Below are 26222 nucleotides of genomic sequence, written 5' to 3' on the forward strand. Positions count from 1 at the left end.
TCGCCGCCCCGCGCGCGGGCGGGGGCGGCGGTGACCGGGTGCAACAGGGGCGCGGGTCCCTGCCCACCGCCCCCCGGGGGGGGTTCGGGTTGCGCCCAGCACGGCGCAGGGGGCCGGGCTGCGCCCACGACACACCGGCACCGCGGGGTGCGCGCGGCGGCCCCGGGCGGACGATCACCGGACCCTCGACGGAGGGCTCTGGCAGACCCGCCCGGGGCTGCCCGCGGTACACGCCTACGCTGGGACACCGTGCCCCGACTGATCGCCGACCTCACGCCGCTGCGCGTCTCCCCGGCGTTCCGCCGGCTGTGGTGGGGCCTCGGCGTCTCCAACATCGGCACGCAGGTCACCGTGGTCGCGGTCGGCCTGCAGGTGTACGCCCTGACGGGATCGACTCTCGCGGTGGGCACGCTGGGCATCGCGGCGCTGGTGCCGCTGGTCGCGCTCGGCCTGTACGGCGGGGCGCTGGTGGACCACTACGACCGGCGCCGCGTCTCGCTGCTCGCGTCGACGGTGCTGTGGCTGGTGACGGCGGGCATCGCGGCGCAGGCGTGGCTCGACGTCGGCTCGGTGAACCTGCTGTACGGGCTGGTGGCGCTGCAGTCCGCGGCGTTCGCCATCAACAACCCGGCGCGCACGTCGATCGTGCCGCGCCTGCTGGAGCCGCAGCTCATGCCGGCGGCCAACGCGCTGCAGACGCTGTCCTTCAACGTGGCCCTCACCTGTGGCCCCCTCGTGGGCGCGCTCCTCGTGGCCCGCCTCGGGTACGCCTGGGCGTACACCCTCGACGCACTGCTGTTCACCGCCGCGCTGTGGGCGGTGTGGCGGCTGCCCGCCGTCCCGCCGGAGCAGGACCTGGACGACGACGCAGCGAAGGCCGCGCCTGCCCGGCGGCGCGTCGTCGGGCTGAGCTCCGTGCTCGACGGCCTGCGCTATCTCGCGACCCGGCCGAACGTGCGCACGACGTTCGTCGTCGACCTGGCCGCGATGGTGCTCGCCTTCCCGCGCGTGCTGTGGCCCGCGGCGGGCGCGCTCTACCTGGGCGGCGGGGAGACGACGACGGGCGTGCTCGCCGCCGGGTTCGCCGTCGGCGGCATCCTCGCGAGCGTGTTCTCCGGCGCGCTCGTCCGCGTGCGGTGGCAGGGCCGGATCATCGTGTGGGCGATCACGGCGTGGGGCCTGAGCGTCACCGCGTTCGGCGCGGTCCTCGTCGCCGTCGGGCCGGACGCCCCGGACGGCGTGCTGTGGGGCGCCGTCGTGGTCGCAGGCGTCGCGCTGCTGCTGGCGGGCGGGGCGGACGCGATCTCGTCCGTGTTCCGTCAGTCGATCCTGCAGACCGCGACGCCCGACCACATGCGTGGCCGCCTGCAGGGCGTGTTCATCGTGGTGGTCGCGGGCGGGCCGCGGCTCGGGGAGATGGTGCTCGGCTCGGAGGCCACGTGGTTCGGCGAGGGGTGGGCGGCCGTCGTCGGCGGGCTCGCGTGCGTCGCGGTGCTGTGGCTGGTCGTGCGGCTGCAGCCCCGGTTCTGGCGCTACGACGCCCACCACCCGGAGCCCTGAGCCCGGCAGGACGGCGGCTCAGGCGGCGTCGGAGTACGGGCGACGACGCCGCATCCCGGGCAGCGCGGCGAGCGCCAGCAGGGCGCACGCCCAGCCGCCCGACATCGTGACGAGGAACCCGGCGTGCGAGTCCACGGCGTCCACGGCGACACCGGCCAGCCAGGAGCCGAGCGAGACGCCCACGCCCAGGGACGTGCCCACCCACGTGAGGCCCTCGGTGAGCTGGTGGGGCGCGACGAGCGCCTGCACCAGGGCGTTGCCGTTGATGAGCGTCGGCGCGATGGCGAAGCCGGCCACGAACATCACCACGCCCAGGACCACGAGGTTCTGGACGAAGAAGAACAGCGAGACCCCGACGGCGATCCCGCAGGCGGTGACCGTGAACCGGGTCGACAGCGGCGACACCCAGTGCCGCGCCCCGTACGCCAGGCCCGAGACCATCGAGCCCAGGGCGAAGCAGGCGAGCACGACCCCGGCGAGCCCCTTGACCCCCTGCTCCTCCGCGAACGCCACGGTGGCGACGTCGCTCGACCCGAACATCACGCCCATGCCGACGAAGACGACGGCGAGCACCGGCATCCCGGGCATGCGGATCGCCGAGCGGCGCTCCAGGCGGACGGCGTCCGGGTGCGTCACCGTGCCGACGCGCTCGCCGTCCGCGGGCACGGCCGCGCCGCGGGCGGGTGGCTCGGTACGCCGCTGCGTGAGGAACCAGGCGGCACCGCCACCGCCCACGACCGCCGCGACGAGCAGGCCGCCCGACGGGATCACCGTCGTCGCGAGGGTCGTGGCCAGCACCGGGCCCACGATGAACACCAGCTCGTCGAGGGCCGACTCCAGGGAGTAGGCGGTGTGCACGCGCTGCGCCTCGGGGAGCACGTGGGACCAGCGGGCCCGGGCGAGCGACCCGTACGAGCCCTGGCTCGCCCCGCCCACCGCGGCGCACACCCACAGCACCCACTCGGGGGCGCCCAGGCTCGCGGCCACCACCAGGCCCAGGAGCCCTGCCGTCGTCGCGACCAGCATCGGGGTCATCACGCGGGCCTGGCCCGACCGGTCCACGAGGCGGGCGATCTGCGGCGCCACCAGCGCCTGCGCCACCACCAGCACCGCCGACACCCGGCCCGCCATCGCGTACGAGCCGTACAGCGCCTGCACCATGAGCACCGTGCCGATGCCGACCATCGACATCGGCAGCCGGGCGACCATCCCCGCGACGGAGAACCGGGCGGCGCCCGGCACGCGCAGGACGTCGAGGTAGGGGTTGCGGGCACGCGCCCCCGACGCCGCGTCGGGGGTCTCGGGGGTGGGCGCTGTCACCCGCGGATTCTCCCACCGAGGGGCGACAGATGTCGGGGTCAGCGTCCAGGATGGGGGCCATGAACGCCACCCCCACCCCCGTGACGGTCGTCGACGACCGCGACCACCAGGTCTTCCTCGCCCGGCTGGACGACGGCCGCCGCGCCGGCGGCGCGTACTACGAGCGGAAGGGTGACGAGGGGGCGCGGGTGGTCGTCTTCACGCACACCGAGGTGGACCCGGCGTTCGAGGGCCAGGGGATCGGGTCGCAGCTCGCCGCCGGCGCGCTCGACCAGGTGCGCGCCGCGGGGGAGAAGATCGTGCCGCTGTGCCCGTTCATCAAGGCCTACGTGCAGCGGCACCCCGAGTACGCCGACCTGCTCGCGCACCCCGCCCGGTGAGGGCGGGAACCACCACCCGGCGCGGCGGCATCGCAGCGCTGGGGGTCACTGTCGCGCTGCTGCTCGGCGGGTGCGCCGGCGGGCTCGACCCCGCGTCGTCCGGCCTCGGCGGCTCGGACGTGGAGCCGCCGGCGGCGACGGCGGAGCCTGCGCCCGCCGAGCCCGGGCCCGCGGAGGCCGCGCCGGCGGAGCCGTCCGAGCCGTCGGAGCCAGAGCCAGAGCTAGAGCCCGCGTCCGGGACCGCGCTCGCGGCGCTCGAGGGTCTGCCGGTCAAGGGCCGCGCGCCCAAGACGGGGTACTCGCGCGACCAGTTCGGCCCGGCGTGGGCCGACGTCGACCACAACGGCTGCGACACGCGCAACGACGTCCTGGCGCGTGACCTCACCCGCACCGTCACCGACCCGGGCACGCACGACTGCATCGTGCTGAGCGGGCTGCTCGCCGACCCATACACGGGCACGCGGATCGACTTCGTGCGCGGGCAGGCGACGTCCACCGCGGTGCAGATCGACCACGTCGTCGCGCTGTCGGACGCGTGGCAGAAGGGGGCCCAGCAGCTCGACGGCGAGGCGCGCCGGCAGCTCGCGAACGACCCGCTGAACCTGCTCGCCGTCGACGGCCCGACCAACTCGGGCAAGGGCGACGGCGACGCCGCGACCTGGCTGCCGCCGTCCAAGGCGTTCCGCTGCCAGTACGTGGCGCGGCAGGTCGCCGTGAAGCAGGCGTACGCGCTGTGGGTCACGCAGGCCGAGCACGACGCCGTCGAGCGCGTCCTGTCCCGGTGCCCCGACGAGCCGCTGCCGACCGGCGGTCCGGCGCCGACGGTCGTCACGGCGGACGACACGGCGGAGGACACGCCCGGCGAGACGGGCGACGGGGGCGCGTCGGGGGCGCAGGAGCCGTTCGCGAACTGCGACGCCGCGCGGGCCGCCGGGGCGGCGCCGGTGCACCGCGGCGACCCGGGCTACTCCTCCCGGCTGGACGGCGACGGCGACGGGACCGGCTGCGAGTAGTCCCGCCGGTCGAGCCGTCCGGCGCCCGCAGCGGGTCTCGACGGGCTCACCCCTCGAGGGCGCCGTCGACCAGCTCCTTGGCGGCGTCCTGCACCTGCGCGAGGTGCTCGGCCGACACGAACGACTCGGCGTAGATCTTGTACACGTCCTCCGTGCCCGACGGGCGCGCGGCGAACCAGGCGTCCTTCGTGGTCACCTTGAGGCCGCCGATCGTCGCGCCGTTGCCCGGCGCCTCGGTGAGCGTCGCGGTGATGTCCTGCCCGGCGAGGGTGGTGGAGGCGACCTCGTCGGGCGAGAGGGCGGACAGGCGCGACTTCTGCTCGCGCGTCGCCGGCGCGTCCACGCGGGCGTACCAGGACTCGCCGTAGCGGCCCACGAGCTCCGCGTGGTGCTCGGACGGGCTCTTCCCCGTGGCCGCGATGATCTCCGAGGCGAGCAGCGCCAGCAGCAGACCGTCCTTGTCGGTGGACCAGACACGGCCGTCGCGGCGCAGGAACGACGCGCCGGCCGACTCCTCGCCCCCGAACCCGACCTCGCCTTCCAGCAAGCCCGGCACGAACCACTTGAAGCCCACCGGCACCTCGACCAGCTGCCGGCCGAGGCCCGCCACGACCCGGTCGATCAGGGCCGACGACACGAGCGTCTTGCCCACCGCCGTGCCCTCCGGCCAGCCCGGCCGCGCGCCGCCGTACAGGTACTCGATCGCGACGGCCAGGTAGTGGTTGGGGTTCATCAGCCCCGCGTCGGGGGTGACGATGCCGTGCCGGTCGGAGTCCGCGTCGTTGCCGGTCGCGACGTCGAAGGGCGCCTCGCCGCCGTCACGGCCTGCCATCCGCTCCACCAGCGACGCCATCGCGTACGGGGAGCTGCAGTCCATGCGGATCTTGCCGTCCCAGTCGAGGGTCATGAACGACCAGCGCGGGTCCACCTGCGGGTTCACCACGGTGAGGTCGAGGTCGTACCGCTCGCCGATCGCGCCCCAGTACTCCACGGAGGCTCCGCCCAGCGGGTCCGCGCCGATGCGCACGCCGGCCGTGCGGATCGCCTCGAGGTCGACGACGTTCGGCAGGTCGTCCACGTACGTGGTGAGGAAGTCGTGCTTGTGCGTCGTGTCCGCGGCGAGCGCGTCCTCGAGCGAGACCCGGCGCACCGACGCCAGGCCGCCGGTGCGGAGGATCTCGTTGGCGCGGTCCGCGATCCAGCCCGTCGCCTCCGACCCGGCGGGGCCGCCGTGCGGCGGGTTGTACTTGAAGCCGCCGTCGCGCGGCGGGTTGTGCGACGGCGTGACGACGATCCCGTCCGCGAGGCCCGGGCCCTGGGTGCGCACGCCGTCGCCCGTCGTCGCGCCGTTGTGGATGAGGATCGACTGCGACACGGCGGGGGTCGGGGTGAACGAGTCGCGCGCGTCGACCATGACGGTGACGCCCGCCGCGGCCAGCACCTCCAGCGCCGTCTGCCACGCGGGCAGCGACAGGGCGTGCGTGTCCCGGCCGATGAACAGGGGGCCGTCCGTGCCCTGCGACGCGCGGTACTCGACGATCGCCTGCGTGATCGCCGCGATGTGCGCCTCGTTGAACGCGGTGTCCAGGCTGGAGCCGCGGTGCCCGGACGTGCCGAACACCACCTGCTGCGCCGGGTCCGCGACGTCCGGCACGAGGTCGTAGTACGCCCCCACCACCTTGTCGACGTCGATGAGGTCGATGTCCTGGGCCGGCTTCCCCGCGCGCTCGTGCATGGGATCGATCTTGCCAGGCGTCGTGGCCGGGTGTCAGGACGGTGCCGTCAGCCCCGGAAGTCCGCCTTGCGCACCAGCCCGTGGACGCCCACCGTGCGGTCGACGACCTGCGAGACGGCGAAGTCGGCCGCCGCGGACAGGTAGGCGTACGCGATCGCGCGGTCCAGGCCCTGGTCGTGCTCGAGGAAGTCGAGGGCGTTGACGACGGCGCGGCGCATCGCGACGTCCAGGTCGCTGCCGTTGCCGCCCACAGCGCCGTCCGGGTCGGACAGGCCGATGGGGATCCAGGCGTCGGCGGTCTCGGCGAAGGGGTAGGAGTACGCGACGGACGGCGCGTCGCCGGAGCCCGGCTTGCACACGGTGAGGCGGAACGTGCCGCGCAGCGAGCCCTCCATCGCTGTGAGCGCCACCTCGCCGTCGCCCATCGCCATGTGCGGGTCGCCCACGTAGAACAGCGCGCCTGGCGCGCGCACGGGCAGGTAGAAGGTGGAGCCGGCGCCGAGGCGGCTGATGTCGATGTTGCCGCCGCCCAGCGTGGGCGGGATCGAGTTGGCCTCGGGGGCGGTGAGCCCGGTGTTCTCCGAGAACGCGACGCCCATCGTGCCGAAGAAGTAGCGCAGCGGGAACGAGACCCGGGAGCGGCCCTCGCCGATGACAGCCTTGCCGCCCCGGATCTGAGCGAGCACCGACACGTTGCCGTACTCGGTGGGGACGCCGGTGCCGCGGCCATCCGTCGCGACGGGCGGCATGACCTCGTCGAGCGCGATGCCGGCGGGTGCGCCGGTTGCGGTGAGGGCCAACGCGCCCTTGCCGTGCCGGGAGGAGATGACGCCGTACGGCACCCGCGGGACGACGTCGAGCGTCTCGATCTTCAGCACGTCGCCGGGCTCGGCGCCCTCCACGTGGACGGGGCCGGTGATGACGTGCGGGCCGTCCTTGTCGAAGTCGCGCGGGGTGCGGTCGTAGCCGCCGGCGATGGCGACGGCGTCGTCGAGCACCTCCCGACGCCGGATGCCGCGGTCGCCGAACCACGCGACGGGGTCGCGCCCCTGGTCCTCGAGGATGCCCTCGTGCGACACCGAGTCGATGGTGATCGTGCGACCGGACCGGACGCGGGCCACGGCGGCCGCGTGCACGGAGGGGACGTAGCCCCACAGCACGTCCTCGACGTCCGAGCGCAGGTAGTGGTCCCCGCGGATGCGGCCCTTTCCGGGCTGCAGGATGCCGCCGAAGCCCGCGTCACCGCCCCGCCCCGCGGCGGTGGTGCCGCCCGAGGTGGCCGCGGCGGGGACCGCCGCGCCGACCGTCAGCGCGGCCCCGGCCCCCACGCCCGCCGCGGCCTGCAGGAAGCTGCGGCGGCGGAGGCCGGCGGTGAGGGTCTCGGCAGCGTCTCGTCCGTCGTGCATGTGCTCCTCCTGGGGTCGGCCGGAAACGTCGGCTGCGCCCGACCGTAGGGAGCGCGCATGACGGGCGTGTTCGCCGCCGGTGTCCCCCGGGTAACGGGCGGGGCGCGTTCGCTGGGAGTTCGCCGTGCCCCCTCTGACGTTCGGCTCCCCGGCGTCTCGGCGTCACCGGACGGTTGCCTCGGCCGCCTACCGTCGTCGCCATCGGCATGCCGGAGCGCCCTGACGAGGGCGTGTACTCGATCCGCTCTCCCAGACCCCGGAGGAAGTACATGAACCCCCGCAGCATCCGCCAGGCCTGTGCCGTCGCCGGCACCGCCACGCTCGTCGGGCTGGTCCTCGTGGCGCCCGGCGCCGCGGCCGCACCGTCGCCCGACCCCGCCGCGGCGAAGGCGGCCGCCCAGCGCGCCCAGGCAGGCCTGTACACCGGTCACGTCGAGGTCGTCCGCGGCGAGGCCGCCGACCCCGAGGTGCTCACCGGCACCGTGTTCCACGACAGGGACAAGGACTCCACCCAGGACCGGCGTGAGAAGGGCGTCGCCGGCGTCCAGGTGTCCAACGGCCGCGACGTCGTCACCACCGACGGCAAGGGCCGCTACTCGATCCCCGCGTACGAGGGCATGACCGTCTTCGTCACCCAGCCCGCGGGCTACCAGGTGCCGGTGGACGAGGACAAGGTCGCGCAGTTCAGCTACAACCATCTGCCCGAGGGCTCGCCGGAGCTGAAGTACGGCGGCATCGAGCCGACCGGCCCGCTGCCGGAGGCCGTGAACTTCCCGCTCGCGAAGTCCAAGGCGACGGGCAAGGCGCAGCAGAGCTGCCCGATCGCCTCGGACACGCAGGCGTACAACATGAAGGAGATGGGCTACGCCCGGGACGGCGCCGTGGCGGACCTCATGGACCGCGACGACTACGCGAGCTGCGGCATCCTGCTGCTCGGCGACAACGTGGGTGACGACCTGAGCCTCAACCCGGCGCTCCGGGACATCTACGCCGACGCGAACGGGCCCATCCGCCTGGCGCCCGGCAACCACGACATGGACTACGACGCGGCGGACGACACGCACGCCCTCGACACGTTCCGTCAGCAGTTCGGGCCGGGCTACTTCTCCTACGACGTCGGCCAGGCGCACGTCGTCGTCCTCGACAACGTCATCTACAACGGCGCCAAGGAGGGCGGCAAGAACGGCGGCTACAAGGAGGCGATCGACGACCAGCAGCTCGAGTGGCTGGAGAACGATCTCGCCGAGGTGCCGGCCAACAAGCTCGTCGTCGTCGCCGCGCACGCGCCGATCGTCGACCACCGCATGGTCGTGACGGACAACGCCGCTGAGCTGTACGACGTGCTGGAGGGCCGCAACGCCGTCACGATCGGCGGCCACACGCACATGCTGGAGAACCTGCTCCCGGGCGACACCCGCGAGGAGTGGGTGAAGGGCGGCGTCCCGGAGCTCGAGCACACCCAGCTCGTCGCCGGCGCCGTGTCGGGCAACTGGTACTCGGGCGGCCTCGACGAGCAGGGCCTGCCGTACGCGTTCATGACCGACGGCGCGCGCCCCGGCGTGCTCACGCTCGAGCTGGACGGCAACGAGTTCTCCGAGCGGTACACGATCCGCGGGGAGTCCGACGACCTGCAGCTCGCGCTCGGCGTGAACACGCCCCACTGGCGTGAGTGGGCGGCCAAGCAGCTCGAGTGGCGCGACGGCGGCAAGGTCGGCGCGGCGCCGGCCCTCGGCGACGAGCGTCTGGTGAGCGCCGACGACCTCGCGGGCGAGAGCTGGCTGACCGCCAACTTCTACGCCGGCTCCTCGGACGCCCGCGTCGAGGTGTCGATCGACGGTGGCGCCGCGGTCGAGGCGGAGCACACGCAGCCCATGCAGGGAGAGGCGCTGGCGCAGGGGTGGGAGTACTCCGACACGTTCGCGGCCACGCGCAACCTGCTCACCAGCGGCGGGGTCACGCAGTCGAACGCGCACCTGTGGCGGCTGCCGCTCCCGGCGGACCTCGACGCGGGCACCCACACCGCCGAGGTCACCGCGACCGACCACCACGGCCGTGAGTTCACCGAGACGCTGCGGTTCACGGTGACGGACGAGCGGGCCGCCGCGAAGGCGACCGTGCTGCGCGACGAGGTGCCGGGCAAGGTGCCCGCGGGCATCGGGGTGACGGCGAACGGCTGACGCTGCGTCACTCGAAGTAGCGCGGCACGTCCAGCGGGCCGCCGTGCGCGACGAACTCGTCGTGCACGGCGGTCCGCAGCGCGTCGTCGGTGAGGTACTCCAGGGCCGTGAGGGCCAGGCCGACGGCGCCGTCGAGGGCGGCGGGCACGGCCGCCGGGCCGCCGGCGGCGTCGGCGAACTCGGCGGTGTGCAGCGCCACGTCGGGGGCCGACACCTGGATCAGCGGGTGCATGCCGGGCAACCGGAACGACACGTTGCCGAAGTCGGTGGACGCCGCGAGCGTCTCGGAGACGACGCCGGGCGGCAGCGGGTCGCGGCCGCGCCGCCGCTGGGCGGCCACCCACCGCTCGGTGAGCGCCGCGTTCGTGCGCACGGGCAGGCTCGGCAGCGCGCCGTCGTCCCACGCGATCTCCACGTCGGTGCCGGTCATGAGCGCCGCGCCGCGCGCGACGTCGTCGAGCCGCGCCGACAGGTCGCGCAGGGTGTCCGGGTACTTCGACCGGGCGTAGAGCCGCATGACGGCGCGCTCGGTGATGATGCTGGGCCGGGTGCCGCCCTCGACGACCGTCGCGTGCACGCGGTCCACCGGCGGCAGCTGCTGCCGCAGGAGTCCGATGCCCTGGTAGGCGAGGTTCGCGGCGTCCAGCGCGTTGCGCCCCATGAACGGCTGGGCCGACGCGTGCGCGGGGCGGCCCGTGAACGTCCAGGTGAGCAGCCGCCGACCCAGCCACACCTGCTCGGCGACGTCCTGCCCGTACGGGTGCACCATGATCGCCGCGTCTACGTCGTCGAACGCCCCGGCGCGGGCCAGCACCTCCTTGCCGGAGTGCCCCTCCTCGGCGGGCGTGCCGAGCAGGACGACGCGGCCCGACGGCGCCGCGCTCGACGCCATCACCTCGCGCAGCGCCAGGAACGCGCCCACCCCGGCGGCGGCGATGACGTTGTGCCCGCAGGCGTGGCCGATGACGGGCAGCGCGTCGTACTCCGCGCAGATCGCGATCGTCGGCCCGTCACCATCGTCGTCGGCACGGCCCCGCAGCTCCGCCCGGAACGCCGTCGGCACGCCGTGCGCGCCGAGCTCGGCCGCGACGCCGTGCCGGGCCAGGACGTCCACCAGGAGGGCGGCGCTGCGGTGCTCCTCGAACGCCGGCTCCGGGTCGCCGTGCAGGCGCTCGACGACCTCGCGCAGGTCCGGCTCGAGCGCCTCGGCCGCGCTCTCGACCGCGTCCGCCACGGCGGCGGGCAGCAGCGAGGGCGCGACGTCGGCCGGCGGGGTCGCCCGCCGGCGTTCCTCGCTCTCGTGGACCAGGTGGTCGAGGTAGGCGGTGCTCGGGCGGGCAGGCTGCGTGGCGTTCGCGTCGGGCACGGTCATGTCAGGCATCGTAGGGAAGCCGGGCCGGCGGCCATGAGGAATCGTGCGAATCTCATGATGCGGACGAACCCGCCGATCTCTCGCCGTGGGTGCCCCGGGCCACTACGTTCGGGCGGACACGCCCGCGGCGGCGGGCCGACCCGGGGAGACCGCGTGACCAGCACCCTCGACACCCGATCCCGCACCGACCGGTTCCTGGCCGTGGTCGAACGGGTCGGCAACAAGCTGCCCGAGCCGTTCACGCTGTTCCTCGTCCTGTTCGGCGTCATCGCGCTGGCGTCCACGGGCATGGCCCTCGCCGGCGTGACTGTGCAGATGCCCGGCAGCGACGAGGTGGTCGAGGTCAAGGGACTGTTCACGGCCGAGGGGATGACCTGGCTCACCGAGAACCTCGGCGAGAACTTCCTCGGCTTCCCGCCACTGGTCACCGTGCTGCCGATCCTCATGGCCGTCGGCGTGGCGGAGAAGTCGGGGCTGCTCGGCGCGGCCGTGCGCTACGCGTTCGGCTCCGCGCCGCGGTGGGCGCTCGCGTACGCCGTCGGCTTCGTCGGCGTGATGGGCAGCATCATGTCCGACACCGCGTTCATCATCATCCCGCCGCTGGCGGCGATGGTCTTCCGCGCCGCCGGGCGGCACCCGGTCGCGGGCCTGCTCGGCGGGTTCGCCGCGGCCGGCGCGGGCTACTCCACGAACATCCTCGTCACCAGCCTCGACGCCCTCTTCGCGGGCATCACCAGCTCGGTCGCGCAGATCCTGCCGGACCCGGGCTCGCCCGTGAACCCGTTGTCGAACTGGTTCTTCAACGCCGTGTCGTCGATCGCGCTCGCCCTGCTCGCGGGCTTCCTCATCGACAGGGTGCTCGAGCCGCGCATCCGGCGGCAGGGTGTGCCCCTGGACCAGGTCGCCGACGACGACGACCCGCTCGCCGACACCTCCGCGGCCACGACGGCGGACGAGCGGCGCGGGCTGCGGAACGCGCTCCTCGTCGCGCTGGGCGTCGCCGCGGTGATGGTGGCGGCCGTGCTCGTGCCGGCGTCGCCGTGGCGCAACGAGGACGGCGGGTTCCTGCCCGAGTCGCCGCTGCTCAGCTCGATCGTCTTCATCGTCTTCACGATGTTCCTCGTGCCGGCGATCGTCTACGGCCGCGCGGTCGGGACGGTGCGACGCATCGAGGACGTGCCGATCATGTTCGGCCAGGCGCTGAAGGACATGATCGGGTTCGTCGTGCTGGCGTTCGTGCTCGGCCAGTTCATCGCGCTGTTCAACTGGTCCGGCGTCGGGCAGTGGATCGCGGTGTCCGGGGCCTCCGCGCTCGAGTCGATCGGCCTCACCGGCTACGGCGCGATCCTGGGCTTCCTCGTCGTCGCCTCGCTGCTCAACCTGTTCATCATCTCGGGCTCGGCGCTGTGGACGCTCATGGCCGCCGTCTTCGTGCCGATGTTCGCCCTCATCGGGTACGAGCCCGCGTTCGTGCAGGCCGCGTTCCGCGTGGGCGACTCCGCGACGCAGATCATCACGCCGCTCAACCCGTACATGATCGTGCTGCTCGCCTACCTGCGCCGGTGGGAGCCGAGCGCCGGGCTCGGCACCGTGATGGCGCGGCTGCTGCCGTTCACCGTCTGCTTCTGGCTGGTGTGGGCCGCCATCCTCACGGTGTTCTTCTTCCTCGACCTGCCCGTGGGCCCCGGCAACGGGATCTTCCTGGACGGCTGACGGGGCGTCCGGAACGGTTGCGCGAAGCCACGGCCCGGGTGACGGTGACAGCGTCAACCCGAGTCCGGACAGGAGCCGACGATGTCTCAGACCGGAAGGTCAGCCCGCCGTACCCTCGCCGCCGTCCTGGCGGCGGCCACCGCCACCCTGGGGGTGTCGGCCGCCGTGCCGACGACGGTGTCGTCCGCGCCGTCGCCGGCGTCGTCGGCGGAGGCGTCAGGCACCGGCACGACGGCGGGCCACGGGCGGGCCGTCGACCAGGTGGTGACGTGGGGCGCCAGCGCCGACCTCGTCGAGGGCACCCTCGAGGACCAGACCGTGCGCAACCTGGTGCACACCAGCATCGGCGGGCGGAACGTGCGGATCGAGCTGTCCAACGCGTTCGGCACCGCGCCCGTCACGTTCGACTCCGTGGCCGTCGGCCTGCAGGACTCCGGCGCGGAGGTCGTGGCGGGCAGCAACCACGAGGTCACGTTCGGCGGGAGCACGTCGGTCACCGTGCCGCCCGGCGCCCAGGTGCTCAGCGACCCCGTGGACTGGGAGGCGCCCGCCGACGCGACGCTCGCGGTGAGCGTCCACGCCGCGGGGGAGCAGTCGTCGGTGACCGGGCACAACCTGGCCATGCAGACGAACCACGTGGCCGACGGCGACCACGCCGCCGACGAGAGCGGCGGGGCGTTCACCACCACCCAGGAGCACTGGTCCTGGGTCAGCGGGGTCGTGGTGGACGCGCGCGAACGCGTGGACACGCTCGCCCTGCTCGGCGACTCGATCACGGACGGGCACAGCTCGACCGTCGGCGCGAACCACCGGTGGCCGGACCGCCTCGCCGACCGTCTCGCCGCCGCCCCGGGGCCCGACCGGTTCGGGGTGATGAACCAGGGGATCTCCGGCAACCGCGTGCTCGTGGACAGCATGGGGGTCAGCGCGCAGGCCCGGTTCGACCGCGACGTGCTCGCCAAGCCCGACGTCGAGACCGTCGTCGTGCTCGAGGGCATCAACGACATCGGCAACGGCGACGCGACGTCCGCCGCGCCCCTGATCGCCGCCTACCGGCAGCTCATCGCCCGGGCCCACGCGGCGGACGTCTGCGTTGTCGGCGCCACCCTCACCCCGTTCGAGGGCGCCTTCTACTACGACGAGGCGAAGGAGCAGGTGCGCCAGGACGTCAACGAGTGGATCCGCACCAGCGGCGAGTACGACGCCGTCGTGGACTTCGACGCCGTCGTCCGCGACCCCGACCGCCCCGGCTCGCTGCTGCCCGCGTACAACCCTGGCGACAACCTGCACCCCAACGACGCCGGCTACCAGGCGATGGCCGACGCCGTCGACCTCCGTTCCCTCGACTGCGACCGCTGAGCGCCGTCAGACGGACCGCGTGCGGCTGGGTCGCGACTCGTTCCACAGGCGGTCGAGGGCGGTGACGGCGTACGTGTAGCGCTCGCCGGGGATCGCCGTCGTGTCCGTGAAGCCCTGCAGCACCTGCCCGTCGGAGCGGACCGTGCCGAGCAGCTGCGTGGCGTCGTCCACGTCCACCCGCCGACCGGACGAGCGGTAGACCGCGAACGACGTCGCGCGGCGGCGGTGCGGGGACGCGTCGACCCAGCGCAGCGCCACGCCGTCGTCGCAGGGCTGGGCGTGCGTGAGCACCGGCTGCTGCACGCGCGTACCCGGCAGGTGCGGCATCGTCGGCACCAGCGCGGGGTGCGCGTAGTGGTCCGCCCGCACGCGTGACATGGAGCCCTGCGGGTCCTGCGGCACGTGCTTCGCGGAGAACCAGACGTTGCCGTGCACGGGCGTGCCCTGCTCGGTGACCTTCGCGCAGAACGTGAGATGGTTGCTCAGCTCCGCCGGGTCGGTGAAGACCCCCGACGTGACCTTGTAGAGGGCCTCCCCGATGTACAGGTGGGTGCCCGACTGCGCGGCCACGTCGGCCCACCACGGCACGAGCTTCGCGTAGTCCGCGACGGCGAGCCCGAGCTGCCAGTAGATCTGCGGGTTGATGTAGTCGAGCCAGCCCTCGAGCACCCACTTGCGGGTGTCGGCGAACTGCAGGTCGTAGCTCTGCGAGCCGCCGGTCTCCGATCCCCGCGGGTCGGTCGACGCGTTGCGCCAGATGCCGAACGGGCTGATGCCGAACTTGACCCACGGCTTGAGCTGCTTGATCCGCTCGGAGATCGTCTGCACGAACGTGTCGACGTTGTGCCGCCGCCAGTCCTCGATCGTCGCGAAGCCCGCGCCGTGCTCGGCGTACGTGGCGGCGTCGGGCAGGGTCTGGCCGGCCACGGGGTAGGGGTAGAAGTAGTCGTCGAAGTGCACGCCGTCGACGTCGTAGTGCTCCACGCTGTGCAGGATCGCCGCGTAGATGTGCTCGCGGGCCTCCGGCAGTCCCGGGTCGAAGTAGAGCTTGCCGCCGTACGGCCACACCCAGTCGGGGTGCTGCCGGGCCGGGTGCTCGGGCACGAGCTGCGCGGGGTCCGTCTGCATGGACACGCGGTACGGGTTGTACCAGGTGTGCAGCTCGAGGTTGCGGGCGTGCGTCTCTGCCACGACGAAGGCGAGCGGGTCGAAGCCCGGGTCGCCGCCCTGCGCGCCGGTGAGGTACTGCGACCAGGGCTCGTACGGGCTGGGCCAGAAGGCGTCCGCCGTCGGGCGGACCTGCACGAAGACGGCGTTGAGGTTCATGTCGGCCGCGACGTCGAGCCAGCGGACGTACTCGGCCCGCAGCTCGTCCGCGCTCAGGCCGGTGCGCGACGGCCAGTCGATGTTGACGACCGACGAGATCCACATCGCGCGCAGCTCGCGCTTGCGGGCCGTGGTGCCGGTGGACGTGTCGTCCGAGCCCGACGTCGTCGCGGCGGCGGGCGTCATCGAGCCGATCGTCACGGACAGCGCCGAGCCGGCGACCCCCGCCGTCGCGAGGGAGAGGAAGCCGCGGCGTCCGAGTGCCGGGTCGTTGGTTCGGTCGGTCGGAACGGGGTGCGTCATTGCAGACCTCCGGTGGTCAGGCGGTGGGTAAGGGAATTTCACGCTCACTGGTACCTGTGAAGACGAGTGTCGTGGATGCGGCCCCGCGCGCGCCACCCCGCGGCCTGTGCTTACCGTGCGGTCGGGCAACGAGGCCCCGGACCTTCCGACGCGGAGAGGGCACCACCATGCGCACCGTGCGACGCATCATCACGACCGGAATCACCATGGGGATCGCCACGGCCGTGGCGTTCACGACCGGGATCGTCGGGGCGGGGGCGGCGTCGGCCGCGGTCCGCCCGCTCCCGGACAAGAGCTACGGGCTCTCGTCGTACTACGGCCCGCGCTGCATGCCGATCCGAGGCGCGTCGACGTACCACCTGGGCCAGGACATGAGCGCCAAGAGGGGCACGCGGATCAGGGCGGTCGCGCCGGGCACCGTGGTCGCGGCCGGCGCGACGCCGGGCTTCGGCCAGGTCGTCGTGATCCGCACCCACGCGACCGAGGGCAAGGTCTACGCGGTCTACGGCCACGTCATCGACGGCAACCGGTACGTGAAGTACGGCAAGAAGGTGAAGCGCGGGCAGCACATCGCCGACGTCGGCAGCTCGGGCACGTCCACCGCCCCGCACCTGCACCTGGAGATCTGGAAGAACGCGTACAAAGGTTCCGGGAGCACCGCGGACCCGCTGTCGTGGATGAAGAGCCACGGCGCCGACCTCCGCGCCGGCGCCGCGTGGGCCAACGCGAGGGTCGTGCCGTCGTCATGCACGTACTTCACGACGACGCGGGTCAACCTCCGCTCCGGCCCCGGCACGAACTACCCCGTGCGCGCGACCGTCGGCGTGAACCTCAGGCTCACCGCCAAGCCGGGCGCCGGCTCCGGGGTCTGGCGCAAGGTGAACCGCAACGGCACCGTCGGCTGGATGCACGCGAACTACGTCTCGCCGTCCACGACGTCGCTCGGCACCCGGTACGTGCAGGTGAACGGGCTGCGGCTGCGGGCGCAGCCCAGCACGTCGTCGGCCGTCAAGGCGACCCTCGCCAAGGGCGCCGCGGTGGCCAAGATCCACGAGCCGAAGAACGGTTGGGTGAAGGTCAAGGCCGGGAGCAAGTACGGCTACGTGGCGGCGAAGTACCTCCGCAAGTCCCGTCCCTGACGGACCCCGCCGCCGTCCCCGCCGTCGTCAGAGCCGGTGGGGGTCGGTGGCGTTGAGGCGCGCGACCGTCGCGTCGTAGGTCCCAGACGTCTCGGCGAAGCGGAGGAACTTCACGCCCTCGACGAGGATCTCGCGGGCGTCGGGCCGGGCCGCGAGGAGCGCGACCACCTCGTCCGCGAACGCGTCCAGCGGCATGGCGATCGGGCTGTCCTCCTGCCCCGGCATGAGTGCCGTCCGGACAGCGGGCGGCACGATCTCGACCACCTGCACGCCCGCCGGCTCGAGCTGCAGGCGGATGCCCTCGCTGAGCCGGTGGATCGCCGCCTTGGTCGCGTTGTAGGTGGGGGTCGCGGCCAGCGGCACGTGCGCCAGCCCGGACGAGACGGTGACGAACGCGGCGCCCGCGCCCGACCCCGCACGGGCACGCAGGTGCGGCAGGAACGCGGCCGCCAGGCGGATCGGGCCGAGCAGGTTGGTCGTGACGGTGCGCTCGGCGGTGGCGAGGAAGTCGTCGGAGGTCCAGTCCTCGGCCTGCATGATGCCCGCCATCGCGACAACGGCGTTCAGCTCGGGGTGGCGCGCCAGCACGTCGCGGCGCGCCGCCTCGATGCTGTCCGGGTCGGCGGTGTCGATGCGGACGGCGTCGATCCCGGGGTGGGCGGCGACGATCTCGTCGAGCAGGGTGGAACGGCGGCCGCCGACGATCACGGTGCTGCCGCGGGCCTGGAGGCGGAGGGCGAGCGCGAGGCCGATGCCGCTGGTCGCGCCGGGGACGAAGACGGTGCTGCGGGTGAGGTCCATGCCGACCACCGTGCGCCGCTCCGACGCCGGGTGGGAGAGGAGCCGTCATCGGGGGACCGGCGGTCCCTGGCTGCGGCCTGGCCCGGCCGGCGTCGCCGGCGGACGATAGGCGCATGGACCGCCCCGCTCTCGCCGAGTTCCTGCGCCGCCGTCGCGAGGCGGTGCAGCCCGCCGACGTCGGCCTGCCCGCGGGGGCGCGACGTCGCACCGCGGGGCTGCGGCGCGAGGAGGTCGCGGCGCTCGCGGCCATGTCGGCCGACTACTACACGCGGCTGGAGCAGCAGCGCGGCCCGCAGCCCAGCGAGCAGATGCTCGCGTCGCTGGCGCGGGCGCTCCGGCTCACCGACGACGAACGCGACTACCTGTTCCGCGTGGCCGGCCGGGGCACGCCGGACCGGGTGACGATGTCGTCCCACGTCTCGCCCGCGCTGCTGCGCGTGCTCGACCGCCTGTCCGACACCCCGGCCCTCGTGCTGTCCGCGCTCGGCGAGACGCTCGTGGCCAACGACCTCGCCGTCGCGCTGCTGGGCGACCGGTCGGCGCTGACCGGCTGGGCGCGCAGCGACGTCTACCGCTGGTTCACCGACCCCGCCGAGCGGCTGCTGTACCCCGAGGACGACCGCGACCGGCAGGGTCGCTCGCTCGTGTCCACGCTCCGCGTGGCGCACGGGATGCTCGGTCCGCGCTCGCGCGCCGGAGAGCTGGTCCGCGAGCTGCGGGCGCGCAGCCCCGAGTTCGTCGAGCTGTGGGACCGGCACGAGGTGCACCAGCGGTTCGCCGACCACAAGACGATCGTGCACCCCCAGGTCGGCCCGATCGAGCTCGACTGTCAGGTGCTGTTCACCGAGGACCAGACCCAGGCGCTGCTCGTGCTCACCGCACCGCCCCGCTCCGAGGCGGAGGAGAAGCTCGCCCTGCTCGCCGTCGTCGGGCAGCAGGAGCTGGCGCGCTGACCCTGCCCGGGCGGGACCGGCGCGTCAGGCCAGGTAGTCCTCGACCAGCCGTGCGGCGATGCCCGTGTACGACGCGGGCGTGAGGTCCGCGAGGCGGGCGGCGACGTCGTCGGGCAGGCCGAGGCCGGCGACGAACTCGCGCATCCGCGCGGCGTCGACGCGCTGGCCGCGGGTGAGCTCCTTGAGCCGCTCGTACGGGTTCTCCATGCCCTCGACGCCCGCGACGGACGCGGCGCGCATCGCCGACTGGACGGGCTCGCCGAGCACCTCCCAGTTGGCGTCGAGGTCCTCGGCCATGAGCGCGGCGTTGACGTTGAGCGCCTTGAGGCCGCGGCAGACGTTGTCGATCGCGAGCAGCGAGTGGCCGAACGCGGGGCCGATGTTGCGCTGCGTGGTCGAGTCGGTGAGGTCGCGCTGCAGGCGGGAGGTGACGAGCGTGGCCGACAGCGTGTCGAGCAGCGAGCACGAGATCTCGAGATTCGCCTCGGCGTTCTCGAACCGGATCGGGTTGACCTTGTGCGGCATGGTCGAGCTGCCGGTGGCCCCCGCGACGGGGATCTGCGTGAAGAAGCCCAGCGAGATGTACGTCCACACGTCGGTCGCGAGGTTGTGCAGGATGCGGTTGAAGCGGGCGACGTCGGCGTAGACCTCGGCCTGCCAGTCGTGCGACTCGATCTGCGTGGTCAGGGGGTTCCAGACGAGGCCCAGGTGCTCGACGAACGCCTTCGACACGGCCGGCCAGTCGGCGCCCGGGACGGCGACGGTGTGCGCGCCGTAGGTGCCGGTGGCGCCGTTGAGCTTGCCCAGGTACTCCGCGCCCTCGATGCGGCGCAGCTGGCGGCGCAGGCGGTGCGCGAGGACGGCGAGCTCCTTGCCCATCGTCGTCGGCGTGGCCGGCTGCCCGTGCGTGCGGCTCAGCATCGGGACCTCGGCGTGCTCGCGCGCCATGTCCGCGAGCTGGTCGGTGAGCGCGGTGGCGGCGGGCAGCCACACGTCGCGAACGCCGCCCTGCACCATGAGCGCGTACGACAGGTTGTTGATGTCCTCGGACGTGCACGCGAAGTGCACCAGCTCGCTCGCGGCGGGGAGGCTGGTCTCGCCGAGGACCTCGGGCGCGGCGGCGATGCGGCGCTTGATGAAGTACTCCACGGCCTTGACGTCGTGCACCGTCTCGCGCTCGATGGCGCCGAGCTCGGCGATCTCGTCCGCGCCGAACGTGGCGGGGATCTGCCGCAGGTACGCGACCTCGGCGTCGGTCAGCGTGGGGGCGCCGGGCACGACGGCGCCCGGCGTCTCGGCCGTGCCGTTGCACAGCGTGACCAGCCACTCCACCTCGACGTGGATGCGCGCCCGGTTGAGGGCCGCCTCGCTGAGGTGGTCCACCAGCGGCGCGACGGCGCCACGGTAGCGGCCGTCGAGCGGCCCGAGGGCGATCGGCGGGGTGACGTCCGCGAGGTTCACGCGGGACTGGACGGCTGTGGACTCGGTCGGCGAGGTCTGCGGCGCGGGGGAGGTCACGGCCCACATTCTCCCACGCGCCCCGCGCCGTCCGCGGCCGACCGTTGTGGGTGGGATCGTGGCCCGTTCTCGGGCGAGAAGTGGGCCACGATCCCACCCACAACGGTCGGGGGTCAGCCGAGGAGCGGGTAGTTCCCCCGGATCGTGCCCCGCGGGTCGCGGGCGCGCTTGAGGTCGCGCAGGCGGGCGAGGGCGTCGTCGTCGTACGCGGCCGCGACGCTCTCACCCGGGGCGAGGAACGTGGCGGGCTTGCGCCGCGTGGCCGCCCGGCCCAGGTCGGCCGGCAGCGTCTCGAGCCGCTGCCCGACGGCGGCCGACAGCTCGGGCGAGAACGCCAGGCCGAACGCGTACAGCAGGTACGGCTCGGTGATCGCGCCCAGCGCCCCCGCGCGGTCCCCCGGCGAGGCGAGGGCGCCGCCCAGGTGCCGCAGCTGGACGGTCAGCAGCGGCGCGACCGACGTCGTGAACAGGCGCTCCACGTGGTCGTCGATGCCGCGCAACAGCTCGCTGCGGCCCTTCCCCGCGGCGGGGTCCGTCGGGTCGGCGGTGATGTCGCCGACGTCGGCCGCGGCGAGCGGGCCGATCGCGGCGTCGACGCCCGGCCCGAGGACGTCGGGGACGGCGGCGAACGGCGCGAGCAGCGCGCGCGCCGACGCGGCGTCGCCCAGGAACGCCGCGTGCACGACGACGACGGCCGGGGCGCCGGGCGCCTCCACCCGGGACAGCCACACGCTGAGCTCGGGCGGGGCCGTCGCGGTGACCTCCCGGAAGACCGCGAGCAGGTCCGCGGCGCGCGCGGCCGGCCAGGCGACCTTGCCGCCCGAGAACGCGGGCAGCTCGACCAGGTCGATCTCCATCGCGGTCACGAGGGCCAGGTCGCCACCCCCGCCGCGCAGCGCCCAGAACAGCTCGGGGTCGGAGGCGGCGGTGACGGTGACCTGCTCGCCGGCGGGGGTGACGACGTCGAACGACCGCACGTGGTCGGCCGCCAGCCCGTGCGCACGGCTGAACCAGCCCAGCCCGCCGCCGAGGGTGTAGCCGACGGCGCCGACGCCGGGCGCGCTGCCGAGCAGGGTCGTGAGGCCGTGCGGCGCGGCGGCGGCCTGCACCGCGCCCCACGACGCCCCGGCGCCGACGCGGGCGGTGCGGCGCGCCGCGTCCACCTCGACGGCGTCGAGCGCTCCGGTGCGCAGCAGGACGGTGCCCGCCACGTCGCCCGAGGCACCGTGGCCCGTGGACTGGGCGGCGACCGTCAGGCCGGCGTCGCGCGCGTGCCGCACGGTGGCGGCGACGTCGTCGGCGTCCGCGGCCTCGACGACGGCCGCGACGGGCTGCCGGACGGCGAGGTTCCAGGGGGTCGCGGCGGCGTCGAACGCGTCGTCGCCGGGCAGGAGCACCCGCCCGCGCAGCTCGCGGGCGAGCGCCTGGGAGAAGGTGTCGGTCGAGGTCAGGGAGGTCATGCGGGCTCCTGGTCCGTCGGGCCGGTGTCGCACCCCCGTGGTGGGGTGGGCCCCGGCAGCGTGTGCTGTCACCCCTCTGACACGGCCCGACGAAGGAGTGTGACCGGTGAGCACGGAGCAGTTCACGGCGGACCAGTTCGAGACGTTCCGGCCCCACCTGCGCGCAGTCGCGTACCGGGTGCTGGGCTCCACCGCCGACGCCGAGGACGCCGTGCAGGACGCGTGGGTGCGCGCGCACGCCGCCGGTGCGGCGGGGGTGGAGAACCTCGGCGGCTGGCTCACGACGATCGTCGGACGGGTGGCGCTCAACCTGCTGCGCTCCCGGGGGACGCGCCGGGAGACGACGTGGGAGGGGCCCGCGGGGGACGGGCGCCTGCCGGACCTGCTCGTCACGCCGCTCGACGAGCCGGACGACCCCGAACGCCGGGCGGTCGAGCAGGACGAGGTCGGCGCCGCGCTGATGGTCGTGCTGGACACCCTCGCCCCGGCCGAGCGGGTCGCGTTCGTGCTGCACGACCAGTTCGCGGTCCCCTTCGAGGAGATCGCGCCGCTCGTGGACCGGTCGCTGCCGGCCACGCGCCAGCTCGCCAGCCGGGCGCGGCGCAAGGTGCGCGACGCCGTGCCCGCGCAGGACGACGTCGCGCGGCGGCGGGAGATCGTGGCCGCGTACCTCGCGGCGTCGCAGGCGGGCGACTTCGACGGCCTCGTGGCGCTGCTCGACCCCGAGGTCGTGGTGCGCCTCGACCCCGGGCCGGGGGAGCTGTCCCGCGTGCTGCGGGGCGCGCAGGCCGTGGCCGAGCAGGCGCGCCTGCACTTCGGCACGGCGCGCTTTTCGCGGCTCGCGCTCGTGGGCGGATCGCCCGGCCTCGTCACCGTGCTCGCGGACGGGACCGTCTACTCGGTGCTCGCGTTCACGGTGCGCGACGGCCGGGTGGTCGGCATCGACATCCTGTCGGACGCCGAGCGGCTCGTCGGGGTGCTGCCCCGGTAGTGGACGTCGGTGCGGTGTCGTGCTGTCCGGAGCCTGTCCCCAGCGCGGCGCCGTCCACAGGAGCCGGGGCGGGCGGGGCGTGGCGGCGAGGACGCGGCCTAGCGTCGCGGGCATGACCTCACCGGCCCCGCCCTTCTCGTCCGCGGCACCCGACCCGAGCGTCGCGCGCGACGCCGTCCTCGCGGCGCACCGCGACGTCGTCGACGCCACCGCGACCGCCCGGCGCAGCCTCGCCGTCGCGTGGGAGTCGACGGCGGCGGACCGGTTCCGCGACGAGGTCACCGCCCTGCTGACCGACCTCGACGCCGACCTGCGGCTCCTCGAGGAAGCCGCGGCGGTGCTGGCCCGGTGACGCGCGGGCTGCCTCCCGAGGAGACCCTGGACGTCGTGGGCGGCCGGGGCGTCTCCCGCGTCGACGCGGAGGCCGTGCAGGGCGCGGCCATGCTGCTCGAGGCCGCGGCGGGCCGGCTGCGGCAGGCCTTCCACCGCTGCCTCGGCGGCGCGGGGAGGCTGCGGGGCGCGGTGTGGGCGCCCGACCCGGTGACACCGCCGACGATGCCGCCGACCCTGCCGCTGCCCGGCGCCACGGGGAGCGCGGTCGCGGCCGCCGTGCAGCGGGAGGCGGCGGCCCGGTTGGACGAGGCGAGCGCCCGGCTGCGGGCGCGATCCTCGGAGGCGGAGCGGTGCGCCCGCCGCCTGCGGTTCGCGGCCGGCCTGTACCGGGAGGCGGAGAGCGCGGCGCAGCGCGTCACCGACGGGGCGGTCACGCTCGTGGCAGCCGGGGCGGGGGCGCTGCTCGGGCTCGCCACGCTGCCGGTGCGCACGCTCACGACCGTGGCCGACGGGCTGCGGGGTGCGCTCGTGCCCGGAGGGTCGCCCCCGCCCGGCACGACGGTGGGCGCGCCACCGGCGTCACGACCGCCCGCGCCGCCCACGACCCCCGTGACCGTGGGACCCGACGGGGGCCTGGCGAGCCTCTGGCGGGTCCTCGCGCCGCTGACCGACGAGGCGGTCTCAGGGCTCGCGACGGGGCTGAGCGCCAGCCGGCCGTTGTCCTGGCAGGACCTGCGACGGGGGATCGAGGAGGGCCCGGCCGCCGCGCTGGACCCCGTGACGCGCGGCGCGGCAACGCTGTCCGACGTCGTCGCCTCCCTGCTGCCCGACGCGGTGCCCCGGGTGGTCGCCCTGACCGACGCCGACCTCGCCGGCCCGCGACCCGCGTGGGCCGACCGGCCGGCGGGCTCCGTCACGGAGGCCCTCGCCCGCACGGCGGACCTCTACCCCCACGGCAGCGGCGTCGTCGACCGGGTCTCGGCCGGCGTCCCGCCGGGCACGCTCGCGGTGGAGCAGGTCGTGCACGGCGACGGCACGACGTCGTGGACCGTGCTGATCCCCGGGACGCAGCAGTTCCTGTCGCCCTCGAACCCGTTCGACGCGGCGACCGACCTGAGCCTCATGGCGCACGAGGCGGCCGACGTGTCCGTGGCCGTGGAGCAGGCCCTCGACGCGGCGGGAGCCGCCCCGGACGAGCCGGTGGTGCTGGTGGGCCACAGCCTCGGCGGGATCTCCGCGGCGGCGCTGGCGGCGTCCCCGGCGTTCCGGGCGCGGCACCCCGTCGGCGGGGTGGTGACCGCGGGGGCCCCGACCGCGACGTTCGCCCTCCCGGCGGGGGTGCCCGTGCTGCACGTGGAGAACGAGGAGGGGCTGGTCGCGAACGTGGACGGCCGGTCGCGCGAGGAGGGCCCGGCCACGGTGGACCGGGTCACGGTGGGTCGACGGCTCCTGGACTCGACCGACCCGGCCGACGTCGCCGCCGCCGGCAGCATCTCCCTCGCGCACGCCATGCCCACGCACCTGCGCACGCTGGCGGCCGCGCAGCGGTCCGGGAACGTGCAGGTGGCGGGGGTGACGGCGCGGCTGGAGCGGCTGCTCGGCGGCACCCGCGCACGCACGCGGTTCTTCACGGCGCGTCGCGTGGACCCGACGCCGCCTCTCGTCCTGGCGCCCGGGACGACGCCGCCCCCGCCGGGGAACCCGACGGGGGCGGTGCTGCACTGAGCGTGTCGTGCGGCGGAAGGCGGGCGCGTCAGCCCTTCTTCGGCGCGAACGCGCCGATGATCGCCTGCAGCACGGCGAGGATGAGGGCGATCCAGACGAACCACCAGAAGCCGCCGCTGACCTCGATGCCCCAGTCCCCGAACCATCCCTGGTCGGTGATCCAGGTGGTGAGCCAGAGCACGAAGGCGTTGATGACCAGGTAGAAGAGGCCCAGCGTGAGGATGAGCAGCGGGATCGAGATGATGCTGACGATCGGCTTCACGAAGCTGCTGATGATGGTGAACACCAGTGCCACGCCGAGCACCGCCAGGATGTACTCGAGCACGTTGTCGCCGTCGTACGGGGGCAGGATCTCGAGGTTGGTGAAGATCAGGTCGCTCAGCCACAGCGCCACGGCCGTGACGAGGGTGCGGACGATGAAGTTCATCCCGCCATCGTGGCACGTCAGCGCCCGCCACGGTGGGAGGGAACGGCGCAGGTGGCATCCTTGGGCGCTGTGACCACCCCCGCTGACCCCGTCCCCGCCTCCGTCGTCCCCCTGCGCGCCGCCGTCGCCGCGCTGCCCGCGTACGTGCCGGGCGCGCGGCCTGCCGAGGGCGCGAAGCTGTGGAAGCTGTCGTCGAACGAGAACCCGTACCCGCCGCTGCCGTCCGTCCTCGAGGCGATCACCCGCGCGGCGGAGGAGACCAACCGCTACCCCGACATGTACGCGGCGGAGCTGGTCGAGGCGCTCGCGGCGCACGTCGGCGTCCCGGCCGACCAGGTCGTGGTGGGCAACGGCTCGGTGGCGGTGCTCGGGCACGTGCTGCAGGCCGTCGTCGAGCACGGCGACGAGGTCGTGTTCCCGTGGCGCTCGTTCGAGGCCTACCCGATCGCGGTCGCCGTCGCGGGCGGCACCGCCGTGACGGTGCCGGTGCGCGCCGACGGCCGGCTCGACCTGCCGGCCATGGCCGCCGCCGTCACGCCCCGCACGCGCGTCGTCATGGTCTGCACGCCGAACAACCCGACCGGCCCGGTGGTGCACGCGGACGAGCTCGAGGACCTCCTCGCCGCCGTGCCGCGCGACGTGCTGGTCATCGTGGACGAGGCGTACCTGGAGTTCGTGCGCGACCCGCAGGCGCCCGAGGGCGTCGACCTGCTGCGCCGGCACCCGAACGTCGTCCTGCTGCGCACGTTGTCCAAGGCGTACGGGCTGGCGGGCCTGCGCGTCGGGTACGCCGTCGCGGAGCCGCGCCTCGCCGCCGGCATCCGCGCGGTGTCGACGCCGTTCGGCGTGAACCACATCGCCCAGCGCGCGGCGCTGGCCTCGCTCGAGCCCGTGGCGCAGGACGAGCTGCGCCAGCGCGTGGAGGCCCTGGTCGCCGAGCGCGAGCGCGTCGTGGCCGCCCTGCGCGAGCAGGGCTGGGACCTGCCCGAGACGCACGCCAACTTCGTGTGGTTCCCGCTCGGCGAGGACACCCTGGCGCGCGCCGCCGAGGCGACCGCCGCCGGCGTCCTCGTGCGCCCCTTCGCCGGCGACGGCCTGCGCGTCAGCATCGGCGAGGTCGAGGCGAACGACGCCTTCCTCGCCGTCGCCGCCACCTGGCGCTGACCCCGAAACGTTGTGGGTGTGATCGTGGCCCTGTTTCGTCTCGAAAC

The 26222-nt window shown here is 74.3% G+C and carries 21 protein-coding genes; 12 read left to right on the top strand and 9 right to left on the bottom strand.

Features of this window, described 5'->3' with window-relative positions; all coding sequences use genetic code 11:
* The first annotated feature begins 249 nt into the window (after nucleotides 1–249).
* Nucleotides 250–1560 (top strand): MFS transporter, encoded by a 1311-nt coding sequence (locus ACFUVW_RS04965; RefSeq protein WP_430570240.1) that lies wholly within the window; start codon nucleotides 250–252, stop codon nucleotides 1558–1560.
* 18 nt (nucleotides 1561–1578) lie between these two features.
* Here ACFUVW_RS04965 and ACFUVW_RS04970 read toward each other — a convergent pair whose 3' ends face one another.
* Nucleotides 1579–2880: an MFS transporter gene (locus ACFUVW_RS04970; protein WP_430570241.1), complete on the bottom strand. Its 1302-nt coding sequence runs from the start codon at nucleotides 2878–2880 to the stop codon at nucleotides 1579–1581.
* 59 nt (nucleotides 2881–2939) lie between these two features.
* Between ACFUVW_RS04970 and ACFUVW_RS04975 the strand changes: the two genes are divergently transcribed.
* Nucleotides 2940–3260: a GNAT family N-acetyltransferase gene (locus ACFUVW_RS04975; RefSeq protein WP_430570242.1), complete on the top strand. Its 321-nt coding sequence runs from the start codon at nucleotides 2940–2942 to the stop codon at nucleotides 3258–3260.
* Entirely contained in the window at nucleotides 3257–4273 is a 1017-nt protein-coding gene (locus ACFUVW_RS04980; RefSeq protein ID WP_430570243.1) for a DUF1524 domain-containing protein, read from the top strand. Before ACFUVW_RS04975 ends, ACFUVW_RS04980 begins: the two co-directional genes overlap by 4 nt.
* 46 nt (nucleotides 4274–4319) lie before the next feature.
* On the opposite strand, the gene pgm is transcribed toward ACFUVW_RS04980, so the two are convergent.
* Both pgm and ACFUVW_RS04990 read right to left on the bottom strand, forming a co-directional pair.
* Nucleotides 4320–6008 carry a phosphoglucomutase (alpha-D-glucose-1,6-bisphosphate-dependent) gene (gene pgm / locus ACFUVW_RS04985; RefSeq protein ID WP_430570244.1) on the bottom strand — a complete coding sequence of 563 codons (1689 nt, stop codon included), beginning with the start codon at nucleotides 6006–6008 and terminating at the stop codon, nucleotides 4320–4322.
* A gap of 47 nt (nucleotides 6009–6055) precedes the next feature.
* Entirely contained in the window at nucleotides 6056–7414 is a 1359-nt protein-coding gene (locus tag ACFUVW_RS04990; RefSeq protein WP_430570245.1) for an acetamidase/formamidase family protein, read from the bottom strand.
* 269 nt (nucleotides 7415–7683) lie between these two features.
* Between ACFUVW_RS04990 and ACFUVW_RS04995 the strand changes: the two genes are divergently transcribed.
* Nucleotides 7684–9591: a calcineurin-like phosphoesterase C-terminal domain-containing protein gene (locus ACFUVW_RS04995; protein ID WP_430570246.1), complete on the top strand. Its 1908-nt coding sequence runs from the start codon at nucleotides 7684–7686 to the stop codon at nucleotides 9589–9591.
* 7 nt (nucleotides 9592–9598) lie between these two features.
* Here the strand turns inward: ACFUVW_RS04995 and ACFUVW_RS05000 are convergent, their stop codons facing one another.
* Nucleotides 9599–10963 carry a M20 family metallopeptidase gene (locus ACFUVW_RS05000; RefSeq protein ID WP_430570247.1) on the bottom strand — a complete coding sequence of 455 codons (1365 nt, stop codon included), beginning with the start codon at nucleotides 10961–10963 and terminating at the stop codon, nucleotides 9599–9601.
* 153 nt (nucleotides 10964–11116) lie between these two features.
* Between ACFUVW_RS05000 and ACFUVW_RS05005 the strand changes: the two genes are divergently transcribed.
* Both ACFUVW_RS05005 and ACFUVW_RS05010 read left to right on the top strand, forming a co-directional pair.
* Nucleotides 11117–12676 (top strand): AbgT family transporter, encoded by a 1560-nt coding sequence (locus tag ACFUVW_RS05005; RefSeq protein WP_430570248.1) that lies wholly within the window; start codon nucleotides 11117–11119, stop codon nucleotides 12674–12676.
* An 81-nt stretch (nucleotides 12677–12757) separates the two neighbouring features.
* Nucleotides 12758–14035: an SGNH/GDSL hydrolase family protein gene (locus ACFUVW_RS05010; RefSeq protein ID WP_430570249.1), complete on the top strand. Its 1278-nt coding sequence runs from the start codon at nucleotides 12758–12760 to the stop codon at nucleotides 14033–14035.
* Between the two features lie 6 nt (nucleotides 14036–14041).
* On the opposite strand, the gene ACFUVW_RS05015 is transcribed toward ACFUVW_RS05010, so the two are convergent.
* On the bottom strand, nucleotides 14042–15664 hold the full coding sequence (locus ACFUVW_RS05015) for a family 10 glycosylhydrolase (protein ID WP_430570250.1): 1623 nt from the start codon (nucleotides 15662–15664) through the stop codon (nucleotides 14042–14044).
* A gap of 176 nt (nucleotides 15665–15840) precedes the next feature.
* On the opposite strand from ACFUVW_RS05015, the gene ACFUVW_RS05020 reads away from it, so the two are divergent.
* On the top strand, nucleotides 15841–16803 hold the full coding sequence (locus ACFUVW_RS05020; RefSeq protein WP_430570251.1) for a peptidoglycan DD-metalloendopeptidase family protein: 963 nt from the start codon (nucleotides 15841–15843) through the stop codon (nucleotides 16801–16803).
* 27 nt (nucleotides 16804–16830) lie between these two features.
* On the opposite strand, the gene ACFUVW_RS05025 is transcribed toward ACFUVW_RS05020, so the two are convergent.
* The gene (locus tag ACFUVW_RS05025; protein ID WP_430570252.1) at nucleotides 16831–17604 is read right to left on the bottom strand and encodes an SDR family oxidoreductase; all 774 of its coding nucleotides are present in this window, start codon (nucleotides 17602–17604) and stop codon (nucleotides 16831–16833) included.
* Nucleotides 17605–17717: 113 nt separating this feature from the next.
* Between ACFUVW_RS05025 and ACFUVW_RS05030 the strand changes: the two genes are divergently transcribed.
* Complete coding sequence (locus tag ACFUVW_RS05030) at nucleotides 17718–18557, top strand: helix-turn-helix transcriptional regulator (RefSeq protein WP_430570253.1); 840 nt, start codon at nucleotides 17718–17720, stop codon at nucleotides 18555–18557.
* A 24-nt stretch (nucleotides 18558–18581) separates the two neighbouring features.
* Here the strand turns inward: ACFUVW_RS05030 and purB are convergent, their stop codons facing one another.
* Together purB and ACFUVW_RS05040 are read right to left on the bottom strand one after the other, a co-directional pair.
* Complete coding sequence (gene purB / locus ACFUVW_RS05035; RefSeq protein WP_430570254.1) at nucleotides 18582–20075, bottom strand: adenylosuccinate lyase; 1494 nt, start codon at nucleotides 20073–20075, stop codon at nucleotides 18582–18584.
* Nucleotides 20076–20188: 113 nt separating this feature from the next.
* Nucleotides 20189–21535: an FAD-binding oxidoreductase gene (locus ACFUVW_RS05040; protein WP_430570255.1), complete on the bottom strand. Its 1347-nt coding sequence runs from the start codon at nucleotides 21533–21535 to the stop codon at nucleotides 20189–20191.
* Between the two features lie 106 nt (nucleotides 21536–21641).
* On the opposite strand from ACFUVW_RS05040, the gene ACFUVW_RS05045 reads away from it, so the two are divergent.
* The 3 genes from ACFUVW_RS05045 to ACFUVW_RS05055 all read left to right on the top strand — a co-directional run bounded on the left by ACFUVW_RS05045 (nucleotide 21642) and on the right by ACFUVW_RS05055 (nucleotide 24584).
* Nucleotides 21642–22526, top strand: a complete 885-nt coding sequence (locus ACFUVW_RS05045; RefSeq protein WP_430570256.1) for a sigma-70 family RNA polymerase sigma factor — start codon at nucleotides 21642–21644, stop codon at nucleotides 22524–22526.
* Nucleotides 22527–22638: 112 nt separating this feature from the next.
* A complete protein-coding gene (locus ACFUVW_RS05050) occupies nucleotides 22639–22878 on the top strand; it encodes a hypothetical protein (protein ID WP_430570257.1) in 240 nt (79 codons plus the stop codon).
* Nucleotides 22875–24584: a hypothetical protein gene (locus ACFUVW_RS05055; protein ID WP_430570258.1), complete on the top strand. Its 1710-nt coding sequence runs from the start codon at nucleotides 22875–22877 to the stop codon at nucleotides 24582–24584. The genes ACFUVW_RS05050 and ACFUVW_RS05055 overlap by 4 nt, the downstream gene beginning before the upstream one ends.
* 28 nt (nucleotides 24585–24612) lie before the next feature.
* On the opposite strand, the gene ACFUVW_RS05060 is transcribed toward ACFUVW_RS05055, so the two are convergent.
* Nucleotides 24613–25011: a phage holin family protein gene (locus tag ACFUVW_RS05060; RefSeq protein ID WP_430570259.1), complete on the bottom strand. Its 399-nt coding sequence runs from the start codon at nucleotides 25009–25011 to the stop codon at nucleotides 24613–24615.
* Between the two features lie 69 nt (nucleotides 25012–25080).
* Here ACFUVW_RS05060 and hisC point away from each other — a divergent pair, with 69 nt between their 5' ends.
* On the top strand, nucleotides 25081–26175 hold the full coding sequence (hisC, locus tag ACFUVW_RS05065) for a histidinol-phosphate transaminase (protein WP_430570260.1): 1095 nt from the start codon (nucleotides 25081–25083) through the stop codon (nucleotides 26173–26175).
* Nucleotides 26176–26222: the final 47 nt, after the last annotated feature.

This window comes from Isoptericola sp. NPDC057391, assembly GCF_042668085.1.
Taxonomy (GTDB): domain Bacteria; phylum Actinomycetota; class Actinomycetes; order Actinomycetales; family Cellulomonadaceae; genus Isoptericola.